This window comes from Salinibacterium sp. SWN248 (genome assembly GCF_015864575.1).
Lineage (GTDB): Bacteria > Actinomycetota > Actinomycetes > Actinomycetales > Microbacteriaceae > Rhodoglobus.
Genome location: NZ_JADYWW010000001.1, coordinates 885,530 through 911,007 on the forward strand (window position 1 = coordinate 885,530; position 25,478 = coordinate 911,007).

A 25,478-nucleotide genomic window follows, 5' to 3' on the forward strand; every position below is an offset into this window, starting at 1 on the left:
CCTCCCCACGGGCGGCCAGCCGTTGTTGCGTGTTGGCGCGCTCGCAGTGTGAGGCGCGTTGGCGCGCTGGATGTTAGTCGTCGGTGGGGCGCCGCACGACGGGCGGCGGCCAGGCGGTGTAGCCGAGTTCGCGCGAGATGTTGCGGGCGGTTTCGCGCAACACATTCAATACGTTGTCTTCGGGCGGCCACTCGCTGGAGTGCAACACGACGGCCACGGCGGCGATGACGTTGCCATTGCGATCGGCGATAGGGGCCGCAATCGAGGATTCGCCGAGAACCGCTTCATCTTGCTCCGTGGCGATGCCGCGCTCGGCAATCTGCGCAAACTGCAGAATGAGTTTCGAGGGATCGGTGATGGTGTCACCGGTGAGGCTGCGGAGCGGTTTCTCAAAAAGCTGGTCGGCGGCATCCGCGTTGTAGGTCAGCAGGATTTTGCCCATGGCGGAGGCGTGCACAGGAATGGAGAGGCCTGTCTCTGGCATCTGTTCGGTGCCATCTGGCCGGTTGTTGTGGTGGATGACGATGACTTCGTCGAAAAGTTCGGAGCCGAGGCGAACAGCGAGCCCGGTGCGTCGCGAAAGTTCTTGGGTCCAGCGCATTGCGCGGGCACGCACGTCGAGGGTGTCGAGGTAGACGTTGGAGAGTTTCAGCAGGGCCGGGCCGAGCATGTAGCGGTTGCCGTTGGGTTCTTTGGCGACGAGTCCGTGTACCTGGAGGGACTTAACGATGCCATGCACCGTGGACGGCGGCAGCGAGAGAAGGCCGGCGAGTTCCGTGATGCCGAGATGCCGGGCGCCCTGGAGCGACGACAGCACTTGTGCTGCTCGATCAATGGATTGGATCAACGCTGTTCCCCGTCATTTAGCCGGTATTCATTATCTCTGCACCACCGGTCTACTTTCGAACCGGTTGGGCTTGACAAGATGTAACTGAACGTAGCATATTCGACATTATCGAATAACGTTCCGATATTGACGAACGTTCGCGACACCCGGTCGCACGCGCAATACAAGTTCAAAGGAGAACTCATGGATGAGAACAAGCAGTGGCAGAAGCTGGCTGCGGAGTTTCTAGGAACCGCCTTCCTCGTTTTCGTCGGCGTTGGCTCAGTGCCCGCGACGTTCATCTTGAATGGCGATGAGCCATTCACCATGGCGAGTCTCGGAATCATCTCGTTCGCGTTCGGTCTGATCGTTGTCGTAACGGTCTACGTCTTCGGCTACATCTCCGGCAACCACATCAACCCCGCCGTCACCCTCGGCCTCGCTGTTGCCGGCAAGTTCGCGTGGCGTGAAGTTCCGGGCTACCTCATCGCTCAGCTCCTCGGTGCAACCGCCGGTGCCTTTGCGATCGTCGGTGTTCTTGGTCAGGCCGCTGTTGACGCCGGTCTTGGTGTTGCCGCCTACAACCCCGACACGATTCCCGTCAGCCAGGCATTCTTTGCCGAGTTCGTCGGAACGTTCCTCCTCGTCTTCACCGTCTTTGGAGTCATCCACCGCAAGGCAGCCCCCGGCTTTGCCGGACTCGCCATTGGTTTCGTCGTCTTCGCCGCCATCATTCCCGTTGGCCCGATCACTGGCGCATCCATCAACCCCGCTCGCACCACTGGTCCGATGCTCGTTCAGCAGATCATGGGCGGCGAAGTGGCGTGGGAGCAGCTGTGGGTCTACCTCGTAGCTGAACTGCTCGCTGGTGTGCTTGCCGCACTCGCCTTCGGATTCATTTCTAAGACCAACGCCGACAACGCGACCCTCACTGAAGCACTCACGGAAGAGAAGGCCAAGTAATGAAGAAACTGATCAATACCCCCGAATCGGTACTCGCCGACGCGCTCGCCGGAATCGACGCCGCGCATCCAGAACTCAAGGTCGACCACGTCAACCGCGTGATCTACCGTGCAGAACCCACTCGCGCTGGCAAGGTTGCGCTGATCTCTGGTGGCGGCTCGGGCCACGAACCGCTTCACGGTGGCTTCGTTGGCTTCGGGATGCTCGACGCAGCGTGTGCCGGCGAAGTCTTCACCTCGCCAACCCCCGACCAGATGCAGGAAGCCACCAAGGTTGCTGACTCTGGTGCTGGCGTGCTGCACATCGTCAAGAACTACACCGGCGACGTCATGAACTTCGAGATGGCTGCCGAAATGGCCGAAGCGGAAACCGGAGTGAAGGTTGCCTCGGTCGTCGTCAACGACGACGTGGCTGTTCAGGACTCGCTCTTCACGGCTGGACGCCGCGGCGTTGGCCTCACTGTATTGCTCGAAAAGATCGTCGGCGCAGCAGCGGAAGAGGGGCAAGACCTCGCCGCGGTCACCGCACTGGCACACCGCGTCAACGACTCCGGCCGCTCCATGGGTATGGCACTCACCAGCTGTACCGTTCCTGCCGCGGGCAAGCCGACCTTCGATCTGCCCGACGACATGATGGAAATCGGCGTCGGCATCCACGGAGAACCCGGTCGTCACCGCGAAAAGCTCGCGGATGCGGCATCCATTGCTAAGCAACTGGTCGACCCGATCTTGGCCGACATGGACTTCACAGGATCACCAGCCATTGTGATGATGAACGGTATGGGCGGAACCCCGCAGATCGAGCTGTACATCATGTACAACGAGGTCGCGAAGCTGCTCAAGGCTGCCGGAGTTGAGGTTGTGCGCAACCTCGTCGGTGACTACATCACGAGCCTTGATATGGCCGGATGCTCGGTCACGATCCTTAAGGCTGACGAAGAAATGTTGAAACTATGGGATGCCCCGGTGAACACCGCCGGGCTCCGCTGGGGAGTCTAAGAACTATGTCTACAAGCACCATCTCTCTCGACCAACTGATCGCCTGGCTTTCGCGGTTCCGCGATCTCGTGACCGAGAAACAGAGCTACCTGACCGAACTCGATTCGGCCATCGGCGACGCTGACCACGGCTCCAACATGGTCCGCGGCATGAACGCAGTGGTCGAGAAGATTGGTGCTGAACCCGCGACCGCCGCTGACGCACTGCTGAAGTCTGTAGGTATGACTTTGGTGACTTCCGTCGGCGGCGCGAGCGGCCCCCTCTATGGCACTCTCTTCTTGCGCATGGGCGTGAACGCTGGCCCCGTGGCTGAACTCGACGCTGCTGCCCTCGGCGCAGCACTGCGAGCCGGTCTTGAGGGCGTTGTGGCACGCGGCAAGGCTGAAGCGGGCGACAAAACAATGTTCGACGCGATCGCACCCGCGCTTGACGCGTGGGATGCTGCTGTCGCTGACGGCGCCGATGTCGCTGCGGCGGCATCCGTGGCTCTCGCTGCTGCCGAGAAGGGGCGCGACGCGACCGAACCTCTCGTTGCCCGCAAGGGTCGCGCAAGCTACCTCGGCGAGCGTAGCGCCGGACACATCGACCCGGGTGCCACCTCGAGCACACTGCTGTTCCAGGCTCTCGTCGACACCGTTTCGAGCTGATCGTGATTGGCATTGTGGTCGTAAGCCACAGCCCTGCGCTCGCGCAGGCCGCTGTGGATCTCGCGCTTGAAATGGTGGGGGAGACCCCGCCGCCGATCGCGATTGCCGCGGGTGCCGGCGACGGCATCATCGGTACGGATGCCGTGAAAGTTGCTGCGGCAATCGACGAGGTAGCCAACGGCGAGGGCGTTCTCGTCTTCATGGATCTCGGCTCAGCGGTGCTCAGCAGCACCATGGCCACCGAGTTCATGACAACAACTGACGAGGTGCGGCTCACCGATGCGCCCTTCGTAGAAGGACTCATTGCCGCGATTGTTCTTGCGAATGCAGGAGCCTCGCTCGACGAGGTCGACCGCGAAGCGCGGGCAGCAATGGGCGCAAAGCAGAGTCAGCTTGCTGACCAGGGCGGTGCCCCTGACGCGGTTGATGCTCCTGCCGCTGAGACACCCGCTGCGGACGCTCCTGCTGCGGATGCTGTGTCAGCCGACCCCACAGAGGTCACCGCCGAAGCCCCCCTCGTGAACCCTGACGGACTGCACGCCCGACCGGCGTCTCTCATCGTTCAGGCGCTCGCGGGAGTGGATGCCAAGCTCACGATCACCGACGTGACCGCGGGCAAGGGGCCGGTTTCGGGCAACAGTCTGATCGGAATCATGTCGCTTGGCGCCGCCAAAGACCACGTCTTGAAATTCACGGCCACCGGCGGCTCGGCACAGGAGGCCGTCGACACTCTGGTCGCCATGACGGGCGAGGGCTTCGGGGAACTCGCCAGCTAGCGAATCCGCGGCGACGCCCGCGCGAGTTGTGCCCGCCTGAGCGTCGCCGGTCCGCCCGGCGGCGGCATCCGTCACGCTGACAGATCGATCTATTTTCGGTCCGCCGTCGCGGCTGTTGGCGCGCGGGCGGGTACGCTCACCGAGACATGAATCGCCAGCTCACTCTTCTCTTCGCCGCCTTCGAGGCGCTCCTCGTTGTCGCTATCGGGATCGCGATTCCGCTGGTCCCGCTGACGCTGCTGTGGGGCATCCACTACGGCTTGGCCATCGACTGGACAGTGTTCTGGCGTGCCGCCGTTGATATTTGGCTTGTCGGCCACGGCGTCGACATCACCGTTGTGCTTGATCCGACCGTCGCAAGCGCCGTTGGGTTGCCCGCAGCGAGCACGCCGGTCACGATCACCATGGCGCTGCTCGGGTTCGCCCTTCTGACTCTTCTGCTCGGCGTTCGGGCTGGTCGTCGGGTCGCCGAGACTCCCCACATGCTGCTGGGCACTCTCGCCTCGCTCGCCACCTTCGGCGCAACGTCGCTCGTGCTCACCTTGTCGGCTTTGCACCCGGTGGCGCGCCCCTCGCTGTGGCAGGGCACCCTGTTACCGACGGTGGTCTTCGCGGTCGGCCTGCTGATCGGCAGCCAGATCGTTTCGGCGGCGAACCCTGTGTCGGGAGGCATCCGACGCTGGATTGCTGGATGGCCAGCCCACGTACGCACGATCGTGGCCACCGCGCTGCGGGGCGGGGCGATCGCGGCTGCCGGTTTGCTCACGGTCGCGTCTCTCGTGACGACGCTCGCGATTGTCACGTCCTTCGCTGAGATCATCACGCTGTATGAAGGACTCCACACCGAGGTGCTGGGTGGCGTCGCCGTGACGATCGGCCAACTCGCGCTGTTGCCAAACATCGTGTTGTGGGCGGCTGCCTGGCTCGTGGGGCCCGGCTTTGCGATCGGAACAGGTTCCGCGGTCTCGCCGCTGGCCACCACCCTCGGGCCCATTCCTGCCATCCCCGTCTTTGGCGCCCTGCCGAGCGGAGATTTCGCATTCGGATTCGCCGGACTCCTCGCCCCCGTTGTTGTCGGCTTCCTGGTGGCAGCCGTGCTCGGGCCGCGTATCGCCGGAGAACTTCGTCGCCGCGAACTGGCGATCGTCGCGGTCGGGATCGGGTTCACGGCCGCCACCATCATGGGGTTGTTGACGTGGGCATCCGCGGGATCTGCCGGTCCGGGACGACTCGTCGATGTTGGCCCCCAGCCGTGGATTGTTGCCCTGTGGGCGTTCGTCGAGTTTTCGGTCGCAGCGGGGCTCGGTCTTCTGGCGTCCGCACGCCCGGAGCGCACTGACGACGGCTTCACTGAGCGCTAGGCTGGGTGCGTGCTCACACTCGTTGTCTTGATTTCCGGGGGCGGGTCTAACCTCGCCGCCCTGCTCGAAGCGGCCGAGAGTGCCGACTTTCCCGCCCGTGTCGTCGCCGTTGGCGCCGACCGCGTTGCTGACGGGCTCGACCATGCCGAGCATTACGGCATCCCCACCTTCTCGGTCGCGATGTCGAACTTCAAGAACCGCGATGAGTGGGGCGATGAACTGCTCGAGCAGATCCAATTCTGGAATGCCGACCTCGTCGTGCTGAGTGGCTTCATGAAGCTGCTGCCGCCGCGCGTCGTCGAGGCTCTTTCGCCCAATATCATCAACACTCATCCGGCCTACCTGCCGGAGTTCCCGGGAGCCCACGCGGTTCGCGATGCGCTTACTGCTGGGGCAACCCAGACGGGCGCCAGTGTTATCAAGGTCGACAACGGTGTCGATAGCGGTCCGATCATCGTGCAAGAGCGCGTTGCAATCGAGCCGGGAGACACCGAAGAACACCTGCACGCGCGCATTAAGCCGATTGAACGGCGCTTGCTCGTGCAGACGATCGAAGACATTGCCACCAATCGCATCAACCTAAAGGAACTCTGAATCCCATGAGCGGCCCCAGCCATAACCCAGCCGATTTCCGCGAACGCGATGTCGTTCCTATCCGCCGCGCCCTCATCTCGGTGAGCGACAAGTCGCGCCTGCTGGAGCTCGCGAGTGCTCTTGCCGATGCGGGCGTAGAGCTCGTCTCGACCGGTTCCACGGCGAAGACGATCGCCGAAGCCGGTTATGACGTCACCGAGGTATCGACGGTCACGGGTTTCCCGGAGTCGCTCGATGGTCGCGTCAAGACGCTGCACCCGTCCGTGCACGCCGGCATCCTCGCTGACCTGCGCCTCGAGTCGCACGAAGCTCAGCTCGCCGAGCTCGGCATCAAGGCCTTCGACCTCGTTGTCGTGAACCTCTACCCCTTCGTGGAAACCGTTGCCTCTGGCGCTGCTCCCGCCGACATCGTCGAGCAGATCGACATCGGGGGCCCCGCCATGGTGCGCGCCTCCGCCAAGAACCACGCCAACGTTGCCATCGTCACGAGCCCAAACAGCTACGACGAGATCATCGCCGCGGCAGCGGGGGAGGGCACGACCTTCGCTCAGCGTTACGCGCTCGCCTCCAAGGCTTTCGCTCAGACCGCCGCCTATGACACCGCTGTGTCGCAGTGGTTCTTGACCGGTGCGCTTCTCGGTGAAACGGATGCCGCGGCATCCGCCCCCACGCTGCCGGTGCACCTCGAGGTTGCCGCCGATCAGCTCGCCGTACTTCGCTATGGCGAGAATGCTCACCAGCAGGCAGCCCTCTACGGTGTTGCTGCTCAGCCCGGAATCGCTCAGGCCACGCAGCTCGGTGGCAAAGCGATGTCGTACAACAACTACGTGGATGCCGACGCCGCTCTGCGCGCCGCCTTCGACCACGACACTCCCGCTGTTGCGGTCATCAAGCACGCTAACCCGTGCGGAATCGCCACTGCGGCCAGCATCTCGGAGGCTCACGTTTTGGCGCACGCCTGCGACCCGATCTCGGCCTACGGCGGAGTGATCGCGGCCAACGGAATCATCACGAAGGCTGCTGCTGAGTCGATCGCCCCGATCTTCACCGAGGTTGTTGTTGCTCCCGGCTTTGAGCCTGAAGCGCTCGACATCTTGAAGGCCAAAAAGAACCTGCGCTTGCTGCAGCTGCCTGAGGGCTACGCGCGTGACAGCCGTGAGCTGCGCCAGATCTCGGGCGGCATGCTCGTGCAAGAACTGGACAAGCACTTCTCGCCGGCCTCCGCGTGGACGCTCGCTGCGGGTGACGCCGCGGACGCTGAGACTCTCGCAGACCTTGAGTTCGCGTGGCGAGCGGTGCGCGCCGTGAAGTCGAACGCTATTTTGCTGGCAAACGGCGGAGCGTCCGTCGGTGTCGGCATGGGGCAGGTCAACCGTGTTGACTCGTGCCAGCTCGCAATCTCGCGGGCCGGTGACCGTGCCGCAGGTTCGGTTGCGGCCAGTGACGCGTTCTTCCCCTTCGCCGATGGCCTCCAGCTGCTGCTCGATGCGGGTGTGCGTGCGGTGGTTCAGCCTGGCGGTTCGATCCGTGATGAAGAAGTAATTGCGGCGGCGGTTGAGGCTGGTGTGACCATGTACTTCACGGCCGAGCGCCACTTCTTCCACTAACAAATGTCGCCTGGTGTACGCCGGCTCTCTACGGGGAGCCGGCGTAGGGCAAACGCATAGAATCTTCCCGGTAGGTTGGGGCGCATGATCAGTGCACAACGGCGTATGGCCGCAGCTTTTATTTCCGGAATTGCCGTTGCCGGCACCGTCTATCTCGCAACCGGGCTGGCGTTCTTTACGTCGAACGGTGCTGCGGCAGAGAACCTGCCGACGATCGCCGAGTACTTCTTGCCGATGGCGCTTGTGCTCTTCTTGCTTTACTCGCTCGCGGCGGCGCTCGAGATTCACCGCTACTGGTACACGACCGCCGTGTCAGCCCTCGTGATCGGCATCGCCGCGGCCTTCTTCGGCACCGCCCTCGGCATCATTGCCTCGGGAGCCGAGTGGAATCCCGAAGCGATGGCATTCATCTTGGCGAGCCTGCTCGGCACGAACCTCATCTTTGTCGTAGCTACGATCGTGACCGCCCTGACGGTTGGTCGCCGCGTGTGGTTTGCCATGGTCGCCCGTGCCCCGCAGCCGACCTCCACGCTGACCGCTCTCGTACGCGCCCCTTCCTCGCGCATGGCTGAGGGAGAACTCACTCACCTCGACCGTGTTCCGGTGGATGCCGACCTTGCCGATGCGCAGTGGGAGGCCTACGTGGCCGCCCTCAAAGACAACGGCTTCGAAGTAATCGAAGTGCCCGCCGACGACGACCTCGCCGATTCTGTTTTCATCGAAGACACCGTGGTGATGTTCGGCGAGGTTGCGGTGCTCACAAGCCCCGGCGCTGAGAGCCGTCAGGCTGAGATCGTTGCCGTGCGCACGAGCATCGACGACCTTGGTCTCGAACTCCACGAAATCACCGAACCTGGCACTCTCGACGGCGGTGACGTGCTCAAGGTTGGTTCCACGGTCTACGTCGGTCGCGGTGGCCGCACCAACGCAGAGGGCATCCGCCAGCTGCGGGCGATCGTCACCCCGCTCGGCTACACCGTGATTGCGGTGCCCGTGGAGAAGGTGCTGCACCTCAAGAGCGGCGTCACAGCCCTGCCTGACGGCACGATCATCGGTTACCCCGACCTCGTCGACAACGTCGACCTGTACGACCGCTTCTTGGCCGTTCCCGAGGCCGAGGGTGCTGCCGTTGTTGTGCTGTCGGATGACGCGGTTCTCATGTCCTCGTCGGCGCCCCAGACTGCTGCCCTCATCGAGAACCTGGGCTACCGCGTGGTTACCGTCGACGTGTCTGAGTTTGAGAAGATGGAGGGCTGCGTCACGTGCCTCTCCGTCCGCATCCGCTGAATTGAGACTCTGTCAAAAAATTTGTGGATAGTGATTGTGAAAGCGCCGGGGCGGGCATATTCTAAAAGGCTGTCTGCCCCGCGCCATTCACGACGAGGAGCAGCGGTTCACGGTCGCACACGACGCGACCCGCAGTAATCGCGATCCCTGAACTCAGGGGTCCCTCTCGTCAAGGATCCATGGTGTCACCACAGTCTGACCAGCCAGAACGCGTCAAAGCGGTCGGCACTTTTACGGCTATCCGCCGGCTTTACCCCTACGCACAATCGGCCATGCCGTTCATCTACCTCGGCATGGCAGCAGCTCTCGCCGCCGGTATTGTTGCGTTGCTCATCCCGCAAGTGTTGCGCTCGCTCGTGGATGGCCCGCTTCAGTCGGGCGATTCGAGCCAGATTTGGCCCGCCTTCTTCATCGTTCTCGGACTCGGCATTGTCGAGGCGATCATGATTGCGCTTCGTCGCTACTTCGTGCTCACGCCGGGAACCCATGTTGAGGCGCGCATGCGCAACACCCTCTACATGACCTTGCAGCACCTACCCGTGAGCTTCCACGACCGCTGGCCGAGTGGCCAGCTGCTGTCGCGCGCCGTCAGCGACCTCAACCTCATCCGCCGGTGGTTGTCGTTTGGTCTCGTCTTGCTCGTGGTCAACGTGCTCACGATCATCGTCGGGCTGCTGTTCCTCGTGAACATCTCGTGGGTGCTCGGTGTGATCTTTATCGTCACGTCGATCCCGTTGTGGATCTACGGGTACGTCTTCGAAAAGAAGTACTCGATCGTGGCCCGCCGCAGCCAAGACCAAACCGGTGACCTCGCGACTGCCGTCGAAGAGTCAGTGCACGGCATCCGTGTTCTGAAAGCATTCGGGCGAGGAAAGCACGCGCTCGTCGGCTTCTCGGCTCAAGCCGAAAGCTTGCGTGGCACCGAGATTGAGAAAGCCCGCGCAATTGCCGGCATCTGGCTCTGGCTTCTGTTGGTGCCCGACGTCATGTTCGCGCTCGGACTTCTCGGCGGCGTGTGGCTCGTTGTCGAGGGCAACATCTCAGCGGGTGACCTTGTCGCGTTCTTCGCCACGGCTACCGTCTTGCGCTTCCCCGTGGAATCGATCGGCTTCTTGCTGTCGATGACGTTCGACGCGCGCACCGCCGCCGACCGTTTCTTCGAAGTCATGGACTCCGCAAACCCCATCACCGACCCGGAACACCCCGAAACCATCACGGATAGCCGGGGTCACCTTCAGTTCACGAACGTGCACTACCGCTACCCCGATTCGCCCGCGAATGTTCCCGATCTCGTGAACGGTATCGACTTGAGCATTGAGCCGGGGGAGACCATGGCCCTCGTGGGGCTGACTGGCTCAGGCAAATCGACGATCACGGCCCTAACGACACGTCTCTACGACGTGACGGAAGGATCGATCAGCATCGACGGCGTCGACATCCGCAACCTCACTCTGATTGAGCTGCGGCGTCATCTTGCGATGGCGTTCGAGGATGCCACGCTGTTCTCGTCGAGTGTGCGCGAGAACGTGCTCATGGGGCGCCCCGATTCCACCGAAGAAGAACTGCGCGAAGCGTTGAGCATCGCGCAAGCCGACTTCGTGTACGACCTGCCCAAGGGCCTCGACACCCTCGTCGGCGAAGAGGGTCTGAGCTTGTCTGGTGGGCAACGGCAGCGCCTCGCGCTCGCCCGCGCCGTTGCCGCGAAACCCGCGGTGCTCGTGCTCGATGACCCGCTCTCGGCCCTCGACGTCGACACTGAAGCGCTCGTCGAGGCCGCGCTGCGCAAGGTGCTGAGCTCTACCACCGCGCTTATCGTCGCTCACCGTCCATCGACCGTGATGCTCGCTGACCGCGTTGCTCTTCTCGAAGATGGCAAGGTCACCGCGGTCGGAAAGCACTCCGACCTGCTGGCCACCAGCAGTCATTACCGTTACGTCATATCTAGTCTTGAAGAGGAAGAGCAGGAGGTCAGTTCATGAGCGTGATGGGAACCTCCGGCGAAGAACGCAACGACTACACCAAGGACGAGAGTCGTCAGATTCGCCAGCGTTCGCTGCGCCTGCTCGGATCACTAATCGCGCCCGTGCGCCTTCGTGTGGTCCTTACGATGGCCGTGGTTGTCGTGAGCACTGCCGCGCAGGTGGCTGGCCCCGCGCTGATCGCCTACGGCATCGACAACGCCTTGCCTGCCCTCATCGACGGCGAAACGTTGCCGCTCGTGCTTGTCGTCAGCGCCTACTTGTTCACAGGCATCGTTGGCGCATCAATGATCGCCTGGTACACCGTGCTGAGCGCCCGCGTGAGCCAAGCAATCCTGTTCGACCTGCGCAAACGCGTCTTCTTGCACACGCAACGCTTGAGCCTTGAATTCCACGAGAGCTACACCTCGGGGCGCATCATCGCGCGCCAAACGAGTGACCTCGATGCGATTCGCGAACTACTCGACTCGGGCATCAACCAGCTCGTGCAGGGTGCGCTCTACATGGGATTCATTGCTATCGCGATGTTCTCGCTCGACTGGGTGAGCGGCGTCATTCTGTTCTGCGCGCTCGTGCCGTTGGGCTTCCTCACGCGCTGGTTCCAGGTGCGCTCGCAATTGCACTTCCGTGAGACTCGCACGACTTCGGCCAAGCTCATTGTGCACTTCGTGGAAACCATGACCGGCATCCGTGCGGTGAAGGCCTTCCGCAAAGAAGAGCGCAATCGCGAACAGTTCGGCGGGCTGGTCGAGAACTATCGGGATGCCAACGCCCGCGTCATCCAATTGTTCGGAATCTTTGACCCGGGTCTGGTTCTCATCGGAAACGTTGCTCTCGCGATGATCCTGCTCGTGGGCGGCTTGCGCGTCTCGACTGGCGACCTTGCGATCGGTGCGCTGCTTGGTGCGCTGCTGTATGCCCGCCAGTTCTTTGCGCCCGCACAAGAGATGGCGATGTTCTACAACTCGTACCAGTCCGCTGCCGCGGCTTTGGAGAAGATTTCGGGAGTGCTTGAAGAGCGCCCGACCGTTGCTGACCCCACGACTCCGATTGACCTGCGCAAGGCCAAGGGAACCGTGACGTTCGACGGTGTGGAATTTGCCTACAACGCCGACAAAGTGATCCTGCCGAAGTTCGATCTTGCGCTGCCCGCCGGTCAGACGGTAGCAATGGTGGGAACGACGGGTGCCGGAAAGTCGACGCTCGCCAAGCTCATTTCGCGCTTCTATGACCCCAGCCAGGGCACCGTCTCGCTCGACGGGGTCGACCTGCGCAAGTTGCATCCGAAGGATCTGCGCCGTGCCATCGTGATGGTCACGCAAGAGGCGTACCTGTTCTCGGGCAACGTTGCCGACAACATTGCCCTCGGCAAGCCTGATGCCACCCGCGAGGAGATCATCGGTGCAGCGAAAGCAGTGGGCGCGCACGAGTTCATCGAGGCGCTGCCCAATGGGTACGACACCGACGTGAACAAGCGTGGTGGTCGAGTGAGTGCCGGGCAGCGACAACTGTTGTCGTTCGCGCGCGCGTTCATCGCCGACCCTGTTGTGCTGATTCTGGATGAGGCAACCGCGTCGCTCGATATCCCGAGCGAACGCCTCGTGCAGGCCGGCCTTCAGACGCTGCTCTCCGACCGCACCGCCATCATCATTGCGCACCGTTTATCGACGGTCGCAATCGCTGACCGCGTGCTAGTGATGGAACACGGTCGCGTTATCGAAGACGGCACCCCGCAAGAACTCATTTCGGGCTCCGGCAAGTTCGCGCAACTGCACGCGGCCTGGCGAGACTCGCTCGTTTAGGGGCCGTGTCGCGCTGACCGCAGGTCGACGCGATAGCTGCCGTCGGGCATCCATTTCAGCGGCGTTGATTCGGCCTCGTAGTGCACGAGTGCCGGGTCTTCGTGAGCGAGAGGTGGATGCCCGCCAGAACGGATGACGCGCCACCACGCCACGTCTGAGCCATAGCGGGCCATCACGGTGCCGACTGCCCGCGCGGCTCGCGAGCCGATCGTGGCAGCCACCTCGCCGTAGGTCATTACGTGCCCCGGTGGGATCGACTCCACAACCTCGAGCACGCGGCTCACGAAGTCGTCGCTAGGAGCTGGCACGCTTAGAGCGTGTATTCGCCGAGCTTCTCGCCGTACTGAGTTTCGCCGACGACCTTAAAGCCGACCTTGAGGAAGAACTGCTCCGGGCCGTCGTCGCCCTCTTCCCAAATGGCGGTGATGCGGTCGAAGCCACGGCTGCGTGCTTCTTCGCTGAGAGCCTTGACGGCGAAGCGGCCGATGCCCTGGCCCTGCTCGTCTCCGGCGACGCTGACCCGCCAAATGCAGCTGCGGAACTCTTCCTGCGACGCATTGTTGTCGAAATTGCCACGGACGAATCCGACAACTTTGTCGCCGTCGAGGACAACGCGCGGCCACGACGTCAGCGGGTCGATGAAGGCGTCCGCGATCGCGTAGGAGGGCGGCGTAACGAACTGCTCCTGCCCGCGACGCAGCGACAGGTTGTTGGCAGCCACGATGGTGCTTGCCGATAATTCTTCAAGTCTTAGCTCACCCATGAATACAGGCTAACCCGCGGTAGACAGATGCGCCAAGGTATCTCGATGTCGAGATACATAGGAAAAAGAGTAAGCTGGAGGTGGCCACTAACTAAGGAGCAAAGCTTGTCCAAGATCAAGGTAGAAGGCACCGTCGTCGAACTCGACGGCGACGAAATGACGCGCATTATTTGGCACCGGATCAAGGAAACCCTGATCCACCCCTACGTTGACGTCAACCTCGAGTACTACGACCTCGGCATTGAAAGCCGCGACGCAACCGACGACCAGATCACCATTGATGCGGCTCACGCCATCCAAAAGCACGGTGTTGGCGTCAAGTGCGCAACCATTACCCCCGACGAAGCCCGGGTTGAAGAATTCGGTCTCAAGAAGATGTGGCGCAGCCCTAACGGCACCATCCGCAACATCCTTGGTGGCGTTATCTTCCGCGAGCCCATCATCATCTCGAACATCCCGCGTCTCGTACCGGGCTGGAACAAGCCGATCATCATCGGCCGTCACGCCTTCGGCGACCAGTACCGTGCCACTGACTTCCGCTTCAAGGGCAAGGGAAAGCTGACCGTCGAGTTCGCTCCCGAAGATGGTTCAGAGCCCATGAAGTTTGAGGTCTACGACTCCCCGGGCGATGGAATCGCTCAGGTTCAGTACAACCTCGATGACTCGATCGTTGACTTCGCTCGTGCCAGCCTCAACTACGGCCTCACGCGCAACTACCCCGTGTACCTCTCGACGAAGAACACGATCCTCAAGGCCTACGACGGTCGCTTCAAGGACATCTTCGAGGAGATCTTCCAGACCGAGTTCAAGGACAAGTTCGAAGCTGCCGGCCTCACCTACGAGCACCGCCTCATCGACGACATGGTCGCGTCGGCCATGAAGTGGGAGGGCGGCTACGTCTGGGCCTGCAAGAACTACGACGGCGACGTCCAGTCCGACACCGTAGCTCAGGGCTTCGGCTCGCTCGGCCTCATGACCTCCGTTCTGGCCACGCCAGACGGAAAGGTTGTTGAAGCAGAGGCAGCTCACGGCACCGTGACGCGTCACTACCGCCAGCACCAGCAGGGCAAGCCCACCTCCACGAACCCGATCGCTTCGATCTACGCGTGGACCCGTGGACTGGCACACCGCGGTGTGCTCGACAACAACCAGGAGCTCATCGAGTTCGCTTCGACCCTGGAAGACGTTGTCATCAAGTCGGTAGAGGGCGGTCACATGACCAAGGACCTCGCACTGCTCGTCGGACCGGACCAGAAGTGGGAAACCACCGAAGAGTTCCTCGACACGCTCGACAAGAACCTCGCCGCACGCCTCGCATAATCTGCGTCTCGCGCGGTAACTGACTGGTTCACACCACGAGGTTTCACGAAGGGCCCGAAAGCTTCGGCTTTCGGGCCCTTTCGCGTCTGCGCACCCGCCGGAAAACACCCAGCCGTCTCTCGTTATTCTTGAGCGACGGGTGCTGTGAGGTGCCCACTCGTGCAGAACGCGACAGCGCGCCAAGCGGTGCGCCGTGAGGAGGCAGCAGTGACCGTCGTCATAGCCGGATGTGGTGACCTGGGTATCGAGGCTGGGCTCCGCTTTGCGGCGCTGGGGCGTTCTGTACTGGGCCTGCGGCGTTCAGTCGAGAAGCTGCCGCCCGAGATCGCTGGGCAATCCATTGACTTGTCTGCGCACGTGCCCACTCTTCCTGCCGATACCAGCGTCGTAGTGATTGCCGTCAGCCCCGATGAGCGCACGCGCGACGGCTATCTCGCTACCTATGTCGATAGCGTGCGGAACATCGCCGCCGCTATTGAGCGAGACTGCGCTGCTGCGCCGAGGGTCATTTATGTCTCGTCCACCGCGGTCTATGGCGTCAGCGATGGCTCATGGGTCGATGAATCTACGCCGGCCACACCCGCCTCGCCGACCGCAATTGTCTTGCGAGAAGCCGAAGCGCTGCTGCTCGAGAGCGTCGCTAACTCGACGATTCTGCGCTTGGCGGGAATCTATGGGCCAGGCCGCACCCGTCAGATCGACCGCATCCGTGAGGGGAACGAAACCTTAGCGCTCACCCCTTACTTCACCAATCTGATCCATCGGGATGATGCTGCAGCGGCTATCGTGCACCTCGCGACAATGGCCACATCGCCCGCCAGTATCTACCTCGGGGTAGACGACGAGCCGGCCGATCAACGCGAGGTCATCGGCTTTCTCGCCCGCAGTATCGACCGCCCGGTGCCGCCGCCGAAGGCCGACGACGGCGCCAACGATGGCAGGGGCCGCGGCAAGCGTTGTCGCAATGACCGGCTGAAAGGCACAGGCTTCTCGTTCGTGTACCCGAGCTACCGCGAGGGGTATGCGGCCGTGCTCAGGGGATTGGGAACCCTTCATCGCTAACGTCTGCTGCTCATTCGATGAGGACCGAGAAAGCGACCTCAGTTCCCGCAGAACTCATCTAAACTCTCCTCACCAGATCTAAGGGGGTTCGCGTGGCAACAGCCAATCGCTCACGGTCATCCTCTCGCTCGGATGATGAGCTCATTGACACAGTAATCGGCGGCCGGTATCGCATCACAGATCTGATCGGCCGCGGCGGCATGGCTTCCGTCTACCGGGCCCGTGATGAGTCGCTTCCCCGGGAAGTCGCGCTCAAACTAGTGCTGCCTGGCCTGACAAATCCTGATGAGATTCGCAGACAGCGCAACGAGGTGGAGACTCTCGCCGCGCTCAACCATCACGCGTTGGTCACTCTCTTTGATGCGGTCACCGAGACCGCTGAGACTGCGGATCGCGTCTTTCTCGTCATGGAGTTCGTGGACGGCCCCAATCTGCGTGAAGCGATGACGGCTCCTTTGCCGTCGCCATTGGTGGCCCACCTCGGAGCCGATATTGCCGAGGCGCTTCATTACATGCACGGTCGTGGCGTCGTGCATCGGGACATCAAGCCAGCCAATATCTTGTTAGCGCCTTCGGAACTTCCGGACCGACAATTTCATTCGAAGCTCGCAGACTTCGGGATTGCACGTCTTGTCGATGGTGCGAAAATGACCTCGACGGGAACCGTCATCGGCAGTGCAAGTTACCTCAGCCCCGAGCAAGCACGCGGCAGTGACGCATTGGGGCCTTCCGATGTCTATTCGCTCGGTCTCGTTTTGCTTGAAGCGCTCACGGGGCAGCGCGCGTTTCCCGGGAGCGCCGTCGAGACGATCGGTGCGCGCCTCAACACCTCACCCCGGGTGCCGGACGGTCTTAGCAGGGCGTGGCGAGAGATGCTGATCACTATGACGGCACTCGATGCTGAACAGCGGCCGCTTCCGATGGATATCGCTGTCGCTTTGCGGGCGCTCGCCTATTCCTCTGAGGATGTGAACGACGCCGAAGGTGAACCCACCCGTTCGCTCGTTCCCTCGGAGAACGGGACAAATGAGGCGACGGGTCTCGAACCCACGAAGGCTTACGCCCGCGTGGAGACACAAGCAACCGAAGCGTGGCCTGCGCCGGAGGCCTCAGAATCTGCAACGGTATCAGCGGCAGCGGCATCATCCGCAGCGCCAGCGCCAGCGCCGAAGCGAAACCCAAGGCTAAGTCGGCACAGCGTCAAGCGCCTCGGGATCGTGCTGGCTACCGCTCTCGTGCTCACCCTGGGTGTGGTCGCGTGGACAACTACTCAGAATCAACAGGCGACTCCGTCTGAACCGACGTCGCCCAGCTACCCGGTGGTTCCTGGCGAGCTTGGCACGCACCTCGAGCAGCTCCAAGAGAGCGTGGAGCCATGAACCTCAGAAATCTAACCCTTCCGCGACGCATCGTCGCCGTCGGCGCTGCCCTCATGCTCGCCCTATCGTTGAGCGCCTGTGCGCCAACCTCACCGGACTTCGATCCCGACGCGGCGGCGCTGCTGCAGTCATCGGTTGCTGATGTAACTGATGCCGCCGCGGCGGGTGACCCCGTGGCGGCCCTGGCAGCCCTCGATGTTCTCCAAGAACAGCTCAACGAGAACACCGCGACCGGTGCCATCGGGGCTGAGCAAAGTGCCCGAATCCAAGCGTCTCTCGACCTTGTGCGCACCGACCTTACGGCAGCGTTGCCTGACCCCTCGCCCGTTGCCGATCCGGTGGATGAAGAATCAGACGAAACATCGAACGGCAACGGCAACGGCAACGGCAAGGACGACGATAAAGAGAAAGACGACAAGGGCAACAAGAAGGATTAGGCGCAGTCTGTCGTGCGCGATTTTTGGTGCGCCGGCATCGGCTCCTTGCTCTCATCCAACGCTCGGCTAGTACTCGGCCAGCATTGAGGATTGCTCCCTAGCGTCGAAGGGCCAGTACAACTGCGCACCCTTCGACGAATTGGAGACACCATGTCATCTCACGCCCACGCAACAGCAGATCAGCTCGGCACCATCCGCTCCATCATGAAGAGCACGCGCATCGCGATGCTCACGAGCGTGTCCGCGGATGGCGCGCTTCACAGCCACCCCATGACCGTGCAGGAGGCAGAGTTCGATGGCGACTGCTGGTTCTTGGCTTCCGCCGAGTCGGACACCGTTCAGCAGCTGCTCGCGAATCCTCACGTCAACCTCGCGTACGCGGGTTCGTCTGAGTGGCTGTCGCTGGCCGGCTCCGCCGAAATTGTCCGGGATGGCGTCAAGAAAGAAGCGCTCTGGGACACCTTCACCGACGTGTGGTTCGACGGCGGTGCGGAAGATCCTTCGGTGGTGCTGATTCACGTGAAGGCCGACTCGGCACAGTATTGGGAGAGCCCCGGCAAAGTGGCGACTCTCGTTAGCGTTGTCGCTGCGAAGGTAACCGGGGATGAGCCTCACACTGGGTCATCCGAATCGGTCACGATCTAGTTCTCCAACAACACACGCTGAGAGGGACGAGGCTCTGATGAAACGACTGCCAGTATTGCGAAACGTTGACCGTCTAGAGGAAGCGACCGTGCTCGATCCCGCTGTTGAGAAGACACGGGGCGTCGTGGATGCAGTTCTTCGCCCGCGGTGGTTGCGAGACCTGTTGCATGGCGTTCCGCTGGGTCACCCCGTGCATCCGCTCGGGGTTCATGTTCCGCTGGGCGCGTGGATCTCCGCGGGCGTGCTCGACGCCGTACCGGGCACCGAGAAGGCGTCGCGAGCACTCGTCGGAGTTGGTGTGCTGGGAGCGAGCGGAACGGCCGTCGCCGGCTTCGCGGATTGGTCGAAGCTCGACGAGAAGCAGCAGCGCGTCGGCATCGTGCATGCCGCGGTCAACATTGTGGCGACAGGATTTTTCGCGGCATCCTTCGTGCAGCGCTCGCGCGGAAAGCACACGAGTGGCAAGGTGCTGAGCTACGCGGGGCTGGCCATCGCGTCGGGCGGCGGCTATCTCGGTGGCCACCTGACCTACCGCCAAGCAGCGGGCGTCAGTCATGCTCCCGACGTCGAGGCGACCTTCCCCAGCGGGTGGCAGCAGCTAGCGCCGCTCACTGAGCTTGCGGATGGCTCACTCGAGAAGCGCGTTGTCGCTGATACCGAGGTGGTGGTCTTCCGTCGCGGAAACCGCGTCTCTGTTCTCTCGAACACGTGCAGCCACCTCGAGGCTGAACTCCATGACGGGTACGTCGTCGGCGATGACTCCACCCCGGGCGGGGCGTGTGTGGAATGCCCCTGGCATCAGAGTGCGTTCTCGCTCGACACGGGTGAAGTCATCCACGGGCCAGCGACAAGTCCGCAGCCGCGCTTTGAGAGCCGCGTCGTGGATGGCACGGTAGAGATTCGGTTGCCGCTCTAGTCGAATCGCAACCCATCGGGGCGCGATCCGCGCAGGGCGAGCACGAGCACGATAAGGGCGCCGAGCGGGACGAGTGCGAGAAACGACCACCCTCCCGAGAGGTTCGAGTCGTGGAGGCGCCGCACGGCAATGGCGATGCCGGGAATTGCGGTGAGCAACACCCAGCCTCCCGCGATGAAGGAGAGAAACACGAGTGCGGGAGAAGTAGCCGTGGTGGCACCGCTCCAGCTTGCGATGCTGAGAGTCGGATAGACCAGCGAGCCGAACGGGCCCACGGTGAGTTCAGTCACCATGGGGCGGCCGGCAATCAGGAGCGGCGCGACGACCTCCAACGCGGTGACCACGGCGATGTTCACGAGCATCCACCACCAGTATTCGCTGCGACTGGCGCGCCCGCGCATCCGGAACGAATGATCGAAGAACCGACGCATTGCGACTCGCATCGACGCCCCGAGGAGTGGTGCGCTCGCCGGCTCCATCGTGGGTGCTGCCGTGGCAGTGAAGGTCATGCCCACAGCTTAGGTGAGACAATTTCGTTTCGTAAGTCTAGGACGAGGGTTTTTTCTCGGAGGAGCCGGGCAAGGTGGGGGCTGGGTTTCCCGAGGTTGCTGCCATTTGCGTCGCATGCTCGAGGAGCACGTGCTTAAGCTCAGCCACCTGCTTCGTGAGATCCGTGACTTCGCGACGCGTCGCGACATGCGAGAGCTCGTCTTGAGCCGCAACTCGTTCCACGATCCAGGAGGCGAGCGTTGCGGTAACAACACCAAGGAGGGCGATTCCGGCCATCATCACGCCAGCGGCAATCACTCGACCGAGCGTCGTAGCGGGATAGATGTCGCCGTAGCCGACGGTCGTGATCGTGACGAAGGCCCACCAAATACCATCGCCGAGATTGGTGATTTGAGTGCTGTCGGCGTTGCGTTCGGTATCCAAAATGGCGAGCCCGGCGACGAATACAAGCAAGAGCGATGACCCGACGGCGTAGGTGAGCACACCGCCGCGCACGGCGGTTCCCGCCCGTCGTTGCAGCACGTTCAGCAGAGTGACCAAACGCAGGAGGCGCAGCGGGCGCAACATCGGCAGCACGACAACAAACAGGTCGAAGAGGTGCTTTCTGAACCAGAACCATCGGTGCTCTGCCAAGATCACATTCACGACGTAGTCAGCCACGAATACCACCCACGTGACGGCGATGATGACCTCGGCGACGAGCATGGCGGTGCCGTCGAGGTTGGCGATCACTTCCCACGCATACGCGATGAGGAAAATAACGGCGGCAACGGTGAGCGGAATGTCCATGATCTGTTGCCAGCGCCGTTGCGTCATGGTGTCGAGCCTAGCGAGGCACAAGCGTCGTGCGGTGCAGGAAGCGGCTAAGGGGAGCCTGTGCTGGCTGGCCGGATGTCGCGAACGAGAGTACAACGAGGGTATGGCTACATCCCCTACAGCGACGCTGCGCTCGGCTGTGCGTCGCTATCCGCTCGTTGCTCTCACGGTCGTGGTCGGCGTCGTGGGGCTCGCGCTGAACTGGACTCCGGCATCCGCCGTCGTTCCGTGGTTGTTGTCGCTCTATGCGCTGGCGGTTGCCGTGCGCGAGGGCGTGTCGATGGTGCGCAAGCTGCTGCAGCATCAGTTCGGGCTTGATGTGCTGGCGGTCACCGCGATCGTCGCGACGGTTGTCGTCGGCGAGTACTGGGCGAGCATCGTGATTGTGCTGATGCTCACCGGTGGTGAAGCACTCGAAGATTTTGCGGCTGGTCGCGCCAAGCGAGAATTGAACGCGTTGCTCAGCCGTGTGCCTCAAACGGCCCATCGGCTGACGGCCGCCGGTGACCTGGTCGACGTACCTGCCACTGAAGTGGCAGTCGGGGATCGTCTTGTGGTGCGTCCGTCTGAGATCGTGCCGGTGGATGCGGTGCTTGTCTCCGCAGCGACCGCCATCGATGAGTCATCCCTCACCGGCGAAAGCATGCCGGTTGAGAAAATCACCGGAGACCTGTTGTTGAGCGGTTCAGTGAACGGGCCAGAGGCGGTCACGGTACAGGCGAGCGCTCGCGCCGCCGACAGCCAATATCAAAGGATTGTCGAGCTCGTCACGGAAGCGGCCGAGAGCAAAGCACCGATCGTGCGCCTCGCCGATCGGTACGCGGTGCCGTTTACGCTCGTCTCCATTGGCTTGGCTGCAATCGCGTGGTGGATTTCGGGTGACCCCGTGCGGTTCGCCGAAGTGCTCGTGGTGGCGACGCCATGTCCGCTGCTGATTGCGGCCCCGGTAGCGTTTATGGCCGGGATGTCGAGTGCCTCCACCTATGGCGTCGTCGTGAAGAACGCCGGCACTCTCGAGGTGCTTGCTCGGGCGAAAACTGTCGTGTTCGACAAAACAGGAACGCTCACGAGCGGTCGTCCCGTTGTGGTCGACGTTCGTCCGCAGGGCGCGCTAAACCGCGACGAGCTGCTGGCCCTGGTGGCTGCCGCAGAACAGTATTCGTCTCACGTGCTAGCGGCATCCCTCGTTGATGCAGCGAAGCACGAGTCTCTCGACCTTCCTGAGGTGTCGGATGCCCGCGAAGTGGCGACCCACGGAGTGCAGGCTCGAATCGACGGCCGGCTCGTGACCGTCGGCAAGCCCGCGTTCGTCGCCGAGCGGGCGCCCGAACTCACTCGTATCGATCTTGCGAGCGGTGAAGCTGCCGTCTACGTCGGCATCGACGACCAGTACGCCGGCGCGATCGTGCTGCGCGATGCTGTGCGGCCTGAAGCGGCCCGCACCCTGACAGGACTGCGCGAACTGGGCATCCAGAAAACGTTGATGCTCACGGGGGATGTGGAGCAAACGGCGCGCAAGGTCGCCGACGAACTTCACATCAGCGAAGTTCATGCGGAATGCCTGCCCGAAGATAAGGTGCGTCTCGTGCACGCGACTAGCCCACACCCGGTCGTGATGGTGGGGGACGGCGTAAACGATGCCCCCGTACTGGGAGCCGCTGATGTTGGCATCGCGATGGGCGCCAAGGGTTCGACGGCGGCGAGCGAGTCGGCTGACGTGGTGATTCTCGTCGACGATCTCTACCGCGTGGTCTCGGCGGTGCAGGTCAGCCAGCGCACGGTGCAGATTGCGTTGCAAAGCATTTGGATCGGTATCGCCATCAGCATCGGGCTCATGCTTTTTGCGATGACGGGAGCGCTGCCCGCTGTGGTCGGTGCGGCGCTGCAAGAAGTCGTTGACCTCGTCACAATCCTCAACGCGCTGCGGGCGCTGAGCCTCAAACGTCGGCTGCGCTAGTACCCCGAGAAGTAGTCGGTGTGAATGCGGCGGGCTCCGTTAGCGCGCAGCGTCGCCTTGAGGTCGTTGACCAGGGCGGGCGGGCCCGAGAGGTAGGCGCGGCGGTCAGCCAAATCGGGCACGAGCGCGGAGAGGGCGTCGCCGTTCATCCGTCCCTCGCTGCCAAGCACCCAGCCCTCAGGAAGCGACTCGACCGGCTGCGGCCCGAAGACAATGACGCGCACGCCGGCTTCGACAAAGAGTCCGCTGAAGGGCAGAGTCTCAGTGCTTGAGGTGGCGTAGATCAGCACAATGTCGCGTTCGTTATCGTGCAGGTGAGAGTGCGCGATATGGCTGGCGAAGGGCGTGACACCGATGCCGCCGGCGACGAGCAAGAGCGGCTCTGTGGTCTTTCGCGGAAGTACGAAGTCGCCCCAGATGCCAGTGGCGTTCACATCAGCGCCGCGGGGCAGTGCCAGAAGTGCGGCTTTGAAGCTGCTCGATTTCTCGGGCGCCGTGAACGTAATCGACAGGGTTGCCCCCGCCGAGGGTGCCGATGAAATCGTGAAGTAGCGACGCGCTCCCCGCAGGTCGGGCGAAGGGTGCGGCAACGTGAGCTCAATGTATTGACCCGCCCGGAACGAGAGGGTGCGGTGCGGGGCAAAGGTGAGTTCCCACGTGCCGGGAGCTATCTCTTCTGTTTCGGTGAGCGTCATCCGGATGGTGCGGCGCTGGGTGAAGGCGAAGGCGACCAGGTTGCCGATGAGGAGCGCCAGCAGCGGGTCGCTGTAGAGGCTGCCGATGGAGAACGGGATAGCGACGAGCAGCGCGGCGAGCGCGGCGACGCTGAGGCGTTGCCATCGTCGTGGCGGCAATGTCAGGGGTTCGCTGAGCATGAAGCCGACGAAGAAGATCAACTGCGACGACGTGAAGGTCACAGCAATCGCTTCGGCGATATCACCGCCATTGGCGAGCGTGAGAGCGATGCGGATGCTGGCCGCGAGCACCACAAAGGTGAGCCCCAGATCGAGGCGTTGAGTGCGATACAGGATGAGGAAGGCGGCGACTACGATCAGCGGCTGTAACCAGGGTGTGCCAATCCACCAGGTGGGGAAGCCGATCGGAATCCAGTAGAAAACGTAGGCGCCGAGCGCGGCAGGATTGAAGATATGGCGCCCGCGGAATGCGATCAGAAACTTGGATGCCGCCGCCGCTGTTGAGGCAAGCGCAATCGCCAGTAGCCCGTCGAGTTGCAGGCTCGGTGCCATGATGAAGAACACGAGCAGCCCGGTGATGAGCGACGATTCGAGGTGAGCACGCTGCCGCACGATGCGGGCGCCGAGCCAGCTCGCGGCGACGCTGAACACGACTGCGATGGGCAGGCTGGCAAGCAGCGCAAAGGGGTCGGGGGAGATGAGGCCGACGAAGGCGAGCACGATCGAGGCCACACCGATGACGGCGAGGGAGCCGAGCACGAGGGTGTACATCGGCACGGCACCGAGGGTGCGATCTAGCCAGCGCTTCATAAAAATAGTTCTCCCGTGAAGTTGGGCGAGTGCTCCACTCGACCGGTGGACAGCATCCGCACCCACTGAAAATCGAACTCTTCGGCGAGCTTTGCGGGGTCGGCAAAAAACAGTGCGGTGGCGAGGCCGTCGGCTTCGAGCGCGGTCGCGGCGATCGCCCAGGTGGCGATGATGCGGTCGGTGGGAAGGCCCGTGCGGGCATCCAGAATGTGGTGCAGCCCAGCCCACGCGCGTCGGTTCGGTGCTGAGGCGCAAATCGCCTGATTGCTCACGGTCACGATTCCGATGGCTTTGCTGGTGTCGAGTGGATGCTCGAGCGCGACCCGCAGTTCACCAGCGCCCCGGTGCAGCATGTCTCCGCTCGCGTCCACCGTTGCCGCGGTGACTCCGTGCTCGGCGAGCACCTCCGCCACGAGATCGACGAGGTAGCCCTTTCCGGCGGCGCCGACATCGAGCATGGCGGGCGTGAGGGCGGTGAGGGTGCTGCCGTTCCAACTGATGGCTTCGTGCCAGTCGGGGACGCGCGTGCGGGTCGCGGTGGGCTGCAACGAGTAGGTGCGGTCATAGCCGAGCTCTTCCAGAGCGCGGCCCACGAGCGGACTCATGGCGCCGGCGGTGGCATCGTAGAGACGACGGTAGAGCTCGAACAGGGCAGGAGCATCCGCCGGAAAAAGATAGCTGCCGGGCGTTCGTGCAATGCGACTGACGAGCGAGTCGTCACGAAATCGCGAGTAAGTGCTATCGAATTGCTCGATGCGCTGCGCTACGGCCGCGAGAATGGCGGCACCCAGTGGCTGTGCCGTATCAATCTGCCAGGGCGCACCAATGGCATCGAACTGTTTACTGGGCGAGGGCATCCGCCTTGATGGCGTCGACGGCGTTGTTGAAACCGCCGCTCGTGAGGGAGGAGCCCGCTACTTTGTCGACGGAAAGTTCGTCGATGTTCTTGCCCACAACTTCGGCGGCGATTCCGTCAATGAACTCGCCTTGAAACTGCTTCGAGTTGGGGTTGTCTCCATTGCCGACAACGGTGACGTCGGTAATGACGTTACTTTCGAGAGTGAGCGTCACGTCGACGTTTTCTTGGCCGTCGGGGGAGGTGTATTCGCCCGACTCCGTGTAGGTGCCGTCGGTGTACTCAACACCGGTCGCGGTAGCATCGGGGACAGTCGTTTCAGCCGAACCGACATCCGCAGTGGTTGCCGTGCTTGAGCAGGCGGAGAGTGCACCCACGAGGGTGACACCGGCAAAGAGGGCAACGGCGGTCTTGTTGTCGGTGAGGTTGCGCATGGGGCTCCCGGAGGTAGGCGAGTGTTCAGTATGCCCGA

Annotated in this window: 25 protein-coding genes; 17 read left to right on the forward strand and 8 right to left on the reverse strand. The window is 62.6% G+C overall.

Features of this window, described 5'->3' with window-relative positions; all coding sequences use genetic code 11:
* Positions 1 to 73: 73 nt before the first annotated feature.
* Entirely contained in the window at positions 74 to 847 is a 774-nt protein-coding gene (locus tag I6E73_RS04135) for an IclR family transcriptional regulator (protein ID WP_197106390.1), read from the reverse strand.
* A 183-nt stretch (positions 848 to 1,030) separates the two neighbouring features.
* Between I6E73_RS04135 and I6E73_RS04140 the strand changes: the two genes are divergently transcribed.
* From I6E73_RS04140 to I6E73_RS04185, 10 genes are all read left to right on the forward strand, one after another.
* On the forward strand, positions 1,031 to 1,789 hold the full coding sequence (locus tag I6E73_RS04140) for an MIP/aquaporin family protein (RefSeq protein WP_197123310.1): 759 nt from the start codon (positions 1,031 to 1,033) through the stop codon (positions 1,787 to 1,789).
* The gene (gene dhaK, locus I6E73_RS04145) at positions 1,789 to 2,787 is read left to right on the forward strand and encodes a dihydroxyacetone kinase subunit DhaK (RefSeq protein WP_197123312.1); all 999 of its coding nucleotides are present in this window, start codon (positions 1,789 to 1,791) and stop codon (positions 2,785 to 2,787) included. Before I6E73_RS04140 ends, dhaK begins: the two co-directional genes overlap by 1 nt.
* 5 nt (positions 2,788 to 2,792) lie before the next feature.
* Entirely contained in the window at positions 2,793 to 3,434 is a 642-nt protein-coding gene (dhaL, locus tag I6E73_RS04150; RefSeq protein WP_197106387.1) for a dihydroxyacetone kinase subunit DhaL, read from the forward strand.
* 2 nt (positions 3,435 to 3,436) lie between these two features.
* Positions 3,437 to 4,210 (forward strand): dihydroxyacetone kinase phosphoryl donor subunit DhaM, encoded by a 774-nt coding sequence (gene dhaM, locus I6E73_RS04155; protein ID WP_197123314.1) that lies wholly within the window; start codon positions 3,437 to 3,439, stop codon positions 4,208 to 4,210.
* A 146-nt stretch (positions 4,211 to 4,356) separates the two neighbouring features.
* Positions 4,357 to 5,571, forward strand: a complete 1,215-nt coding sequence (locus tag I6E73_RS04160; protein ID WP_197123316.1) for a DUF6350 family protein — start codon at positions 4,357 to 4,359, stop codon at positions 5,569 to 5,571.
* 9 nt (positions 5,572 to 5,580) lie between these two features.
* Complete coding sequence (gene purN, locus I6E73_RS04165; protein ID WP_197106384.1) at positions 5,581 to 6,165, forward strand: phosphoribosylglycinamide formyltransferase; 585 nt, start codon at positions 5,581 to 5,583, stop codon at positions 6,163 to 6,165.
* Between the two features lie 5 nt (positions 6,166 to 6,170).
* On the forward strand, positions 6,171 to 7,772 hold the full coding sequence (purH, locus tag I6E73_RS04170) for a bifunctional phosphoribosylaminoimidazolecarboxamide formyltransferase/IMP cyclohydrolase (RefSeq protein WP_197123318.1): 1,602 nt from the start codon (positions 6,171 to 6,173) through the stop codon (positions 7,770 to 7,772).
* Between the two features lie 84 nt (positions 7,773 to 7,856).
* On the forward strand, positions 7,857 to 9,059 hold the full coding sequence (gene ddaH, locus I6E73_RS04175; RefSeq protein WP_304610969.1) for a dimethylargininase: 1,203 nt from the start codon (positions 7,857 to 7,859) through the stop codon (positions 9,057 to 9,059).
* Positions 9,060 to 9,238: 179 nt separating this feature from the next.
* On the forward strand, positions 9,239 to 11,038 hold the full coding sequence (locus tag I6E73_RS04180; RefSeq protein ID WP_197123320.1) for an ABC transporter ATP-binding protein: 1,800 nt from the start codon (positions 9,239 to 9,241) through the stop codon (positions 11,036 to 11,038).
* Positions 11,035 to 12,840: an ABC transporter ATP-binding protein gene (locus tag I6E73_RS04185; RefSeq protein ID WP_197123322.1), complete on the forward strand. Its 1,806-nt coding sequence runs from the start codon at positions 11,035 to 11,037 to the stop codon at positions 12,838 to 12,840. Before I6E73_RS04180 ends, I6E73_RS04185 begins: the two co-directional genes overlap by 4 nt.
* On the opposite strand, the gene I6E73_RS04190 is transcribed toward I6E73_RS04185, so the two are convergent.
* Together I6E73_RS04190 and I6E73_RS04195 are read right to left on the reverse strand one after the other, a co-directional pair.
* Entirely contained in the window at positions 12,837 to 13,148 is a 312-nt protein-coding gene (locus I6E73_RS04190; RefSeq protein WP_197123324.1) for an MGMT family protein, read from the reverse strand. The genes I6E73_RS04185 and I6E73_RS04190 overlap by 4 nt on opposite strands.
* 2 nt (positions 13,149 to 13,150) lie before the next feature.
* A complete protein-coding gene (locus I6E73_RS04195) occupies positions 13,151 to 13,603 on the reverse strand; it encodes a GNAT family N-acetyltransferase (RefSeq protein WP_197106379.1) in 453 nt (150 codons plus the stop codon).
* Between the two features lie 105 nt (positions 13,604 to 13,708).
* Here I6E73_RS04195 and I6E73_RS04200 point away from each other — a divergent pair, with 105 nt between their 5' ends.
* From I6E73_RS04200 to I6E73_RS04225, 6 genes are all read left to right on the forward strand, one after another.
* A complete protein-coding gene (locus I6E73_RS04200; RefSeq protein ID WP_197106378.1) occupies positions 13,709 to 14,923 on the forward strand; it encodes an NADP-dependent isocitrate dehydrogenase in 1,215 nt (404 codons plus the stop codon).
* Positions 14,924 to 15,130: 207 nt separating this feature from the next.
* Positions 15,131 to 15,985, forward strand: a complete 855-nt coding sequence (locus I6E73_RS04205) for an NAD-dependent epimerase/dehydratase family protein (protein WP_197123326.1) — start codon at positions 15,131 to 15,133, stop codon at positions 15,983 to 15,985.
* Between the two features lie 92 nt (positions 15,986 to 16,077).
* Positions 16,078 to 17,364 carry a serine/threonine-protein kinase gene (locus I6E73_RS04210; RefSeq protein WP_197123328.1) on the forward strand — a complete coding sequence of 429 codons (1,287 nt, stop codon included), beginning with the start codon at positions 16,078 to 16,080 and terminating at the stop codon, positions 17,362 to 17,364.
* Positions 17,361 to 17,801: a hypothetical protein gene (locus tag I6E73_RS04215; protein WP_197123330.1), complete on the forward strand. Its 441-nt coding sequence runs from the start codon at positions 17,361 to 17,363 to the stop codon at positions 17,799 to 17,801. The genes I6E73_RS04210 and I6E73_RS04215 overlap by 4 nt, the downstream gene beginning before the upstream one ends.
* A 150-nt stretch (positions 17,802 to 17,951) precedes the next feature.
* Entirely contained in the window at positions 17,952 to 18,446 is a 495-nt protein-coding gene (locus tag I6E73_RS04220) for a pyridoxamine 5'-phosphate oxidase family protein (protein WP_197106374.1), read from the forward strand.
* Between the two features lie 37 nt (positions 18,447 to 18,483).
* Positions 18,484 to 19,362, forward strand: coding sequence for a Rieske 2Fe-2S domain-containing protein (locus tag I6E73_RS04225; RefSeq protein ID WP_197123339.1), 879 nt, complete (start codon positions 18,484 to 18,486; stop codon positions 19,360 to 19,362).
* Here the strand turns inward: I6E73_RS04225 and I6E73_RS04230 are convergent.
* Together I6E73_RS04230 and I6E73_RS04235 are read right to left on the reverse strand one after the other, a co-directional pair.
* Complete coding sequence (locus I6E73_RS04230; RefSeq protein ID WP_197123341.1) at positions 19,359 to 19,871, reverse strand: DUF805 domain-containing protein; 513 nt, start codon at positions 19,869 to 19,871, stop codon at positions 19,359 to 19,361. The two genes, I6E73_RS04225 and I6E73_RS04230, sit on opposite strands and share 4 nt — an antisense overlap.
* Positions 19,872 to 19,908: 37 nt before the next feature.
* The gene (locus tag I6E73_RS04235; protein ID WP_197123343.1) at positions 19,909 to 20,688 is read right to left on the reverse strand and encodes a potassium channel family protein; all 780 of its coding nucleotides are present in this window, start codon (positions 20,686 to 20,688) and stop codon (positions 19,909 to 19,911) included.
* A 103-nt stretch (positions 20,689 to 20,791) separates the two neighbouring features.
* On the opposite strand from I6E73_RS04235, the gene I6E73_RS04240 reads away from it, so the two are divergent.
* A complete protein-coding gene (locus I6E73_RS04240) occupies positions 20,792 to 22,645 on the forward strand; it encodes a heavy metal translocating P-type ATPase (protein WP_197123345.1) in 1,854 nt (617 codons plus the stop codon).
* On the opposite strand, the gene I6E73_RS04245 is transcribed toward I6E73_RS04240, so the two are convergent.
* From I6E73_RS04245 to I6E73_RS04255, 3 genes are read right to left on the reverse strand one after another with little or no spacing between them, the layout of a single operon-like run.
* On the reverse strand, positions 22,642 to 24,150 hold the full coding sequence (locus I6E73_RS04245) for an FAD-dependent oxidoreductase (protein WP_197123347.1): 1,509 nt from the start codon (positions 24,148 to 24,150) through the stop codon (positions 22,642 to 22,644). The two genes, I6E73_RS04240 and I6E73_RS04245, sit on opposite strands and share 4 nt — an antisense overlap.
* Entirely contained in the window at positions 24,147 to 25,007 is an 861-nt protein-coding gene (locus tag I6E73_RS04250) for an FAD:protein FMN transferase (protein WP_197123349.1), read from the reverse strand. The genes I6E73_RS04245 and I6E73_RS04250 overlap by 4 nt, the downstream gene beginning before the upstream one ends.
* Positions 24,991 to 25,440: an FMN-binding protein gene (locus I6E73_RS04255; protein ID WP_197123351.1), complete on the reverse strand. Its 450-nt coding sequence runs from the start codon at positions 25,438 to 25,440 to the stop codon at positions 24,991 to 24,993. The genes I6E73_RS04250 and I6E73_RS04255 overlap by 17 nt, the downstream gene beginning before the upstream one ends.
* Positions 25,441 to 25,478: the final 38 nt, after the last annotated feature.

Bases quoted from the DNA above. Each gene is read 5' to 3' on its own strand.
- I6E73_RS04160 (WP_197123316.1), top strand. From the start codon at position 4,357: ATGAATCGCCAGCTCACTCTTCTCTTCGCCGCCTTCGAGGCGCTCCTC.
- dhaL (WP_197106387.1), top strand. From the start codon at position 2,793: ATGTCTACAAGCACCATCTCTCTCGACCAACTGATCGCCTGGCTTTCG.
- ddaH (WP_304610969.1), top strand. From the start codon at position 7,857: ATGATCAGTGCACAACGGCGTATGGCCGCAGCTTTTATTTCCGGAATT.
- I6E73_RS04185 (WP_197123322.1), top strand. From the start codon at position 11,035: ATGAGCGTGATGGGAACCTCCGGCGAAGAACGCAACGACTACACCAAG.
- I6E73_RS04250 (WP_197123349.1), bottom strand. From the start codon at position 25,007: ATGCCCTCGCCCAGTAAACAGTTCGATGCCATTGGTGCGCCCTGGCAG.
- I6E73_RS04225 (WP_197123339.1), top strand. From the start codon at position 18,484: ATGAAACGACTGCCAGTATTGCGAAACGTTGACCGTCTAGAGGAAGCG.
- dhaK (WP_197123312.1), top strand. From the start codon at position 1,789: ATGAAGAAACTGATCAATACCCCCGAATCGGTACTCGCCGACGCGCTC.
- I6E73_RS04245 (WP_197123347.1), bottom strand. From the start codon at position 24,150: ATGAAGCGCTGGCTAGATCGCACCCTCGGTGCCGTGCCGATGTACACC.
- I6E73_RS04195 (WP_197106379.1), bottom strand. From the start codon at position 13,603: ATGGGTGAGCTAAGACTTGAAGAATTATCGGCAAGCACCATCGTGGCT.
- I6E73_RS04215 (WP_197123330.1), top strand. From the start codon at position 17,361: ATGAACCTCAGAAATCTAACCCTTCCGCGACGCATCGTCGCCGTCGGC.
- I6E73_RS04255 (WP_197123351.1), bottom strand. From the start codon at position 25,440: ATGCGCAACCTCACCGACAACAAGACCGCCGTTGCCCTCTTTGCCGGT.
- I6E73_RS04220 (WP_197106374.1), top strand. From the start codon at position 17,952: ATGTCATCTCACGCCCACGCAACAGCAGATCAGCTCGGCACCATCCGC.
- I6E73_RS04240 (WP_197123345.1), top strand. From the start codon at position 20,792: ATGGCTACATCCCCTACAGCGACGCTGCGCTCGGCTGTGCGTCGCTAT.
- I6E73_RS04235 (WP_197123343.1), bottom strand. From the start codon at position 20,688: ATGACGCAACGGCGCTGGCAACAGATCATGGACATTCCGCTCACCGTT.
- I6E73_RS04230 (WP_197123341.1), bottom strand. From the start codon at position 19,871: ATGACCTTCACTGCCACGGCAGCACCCACGATGGAGCCGGCGAGCGCA.
- I6E73_RS04140 (WP_197123310.1), top strand. From the start codon at position 1,031: ATGGATGAGAACAAGCAGTGGCAGAAGCTGGCTGCGGAGTTTCTAGGA.
- purH (WP_197123318.1), top strand. From the start codon at position 6,171: ATGAGCGGCCCCAGCCATAACCCAGCCGATTTCCGCGAACGCGATGTC.
- I6E73_RS04180 (WP_197123320.1), top strand. From the start codon at position 9,239: ATGGTGTCACCACAGTCTGACCAGCCAGAACGCGTCAAAGCGGTCGGC.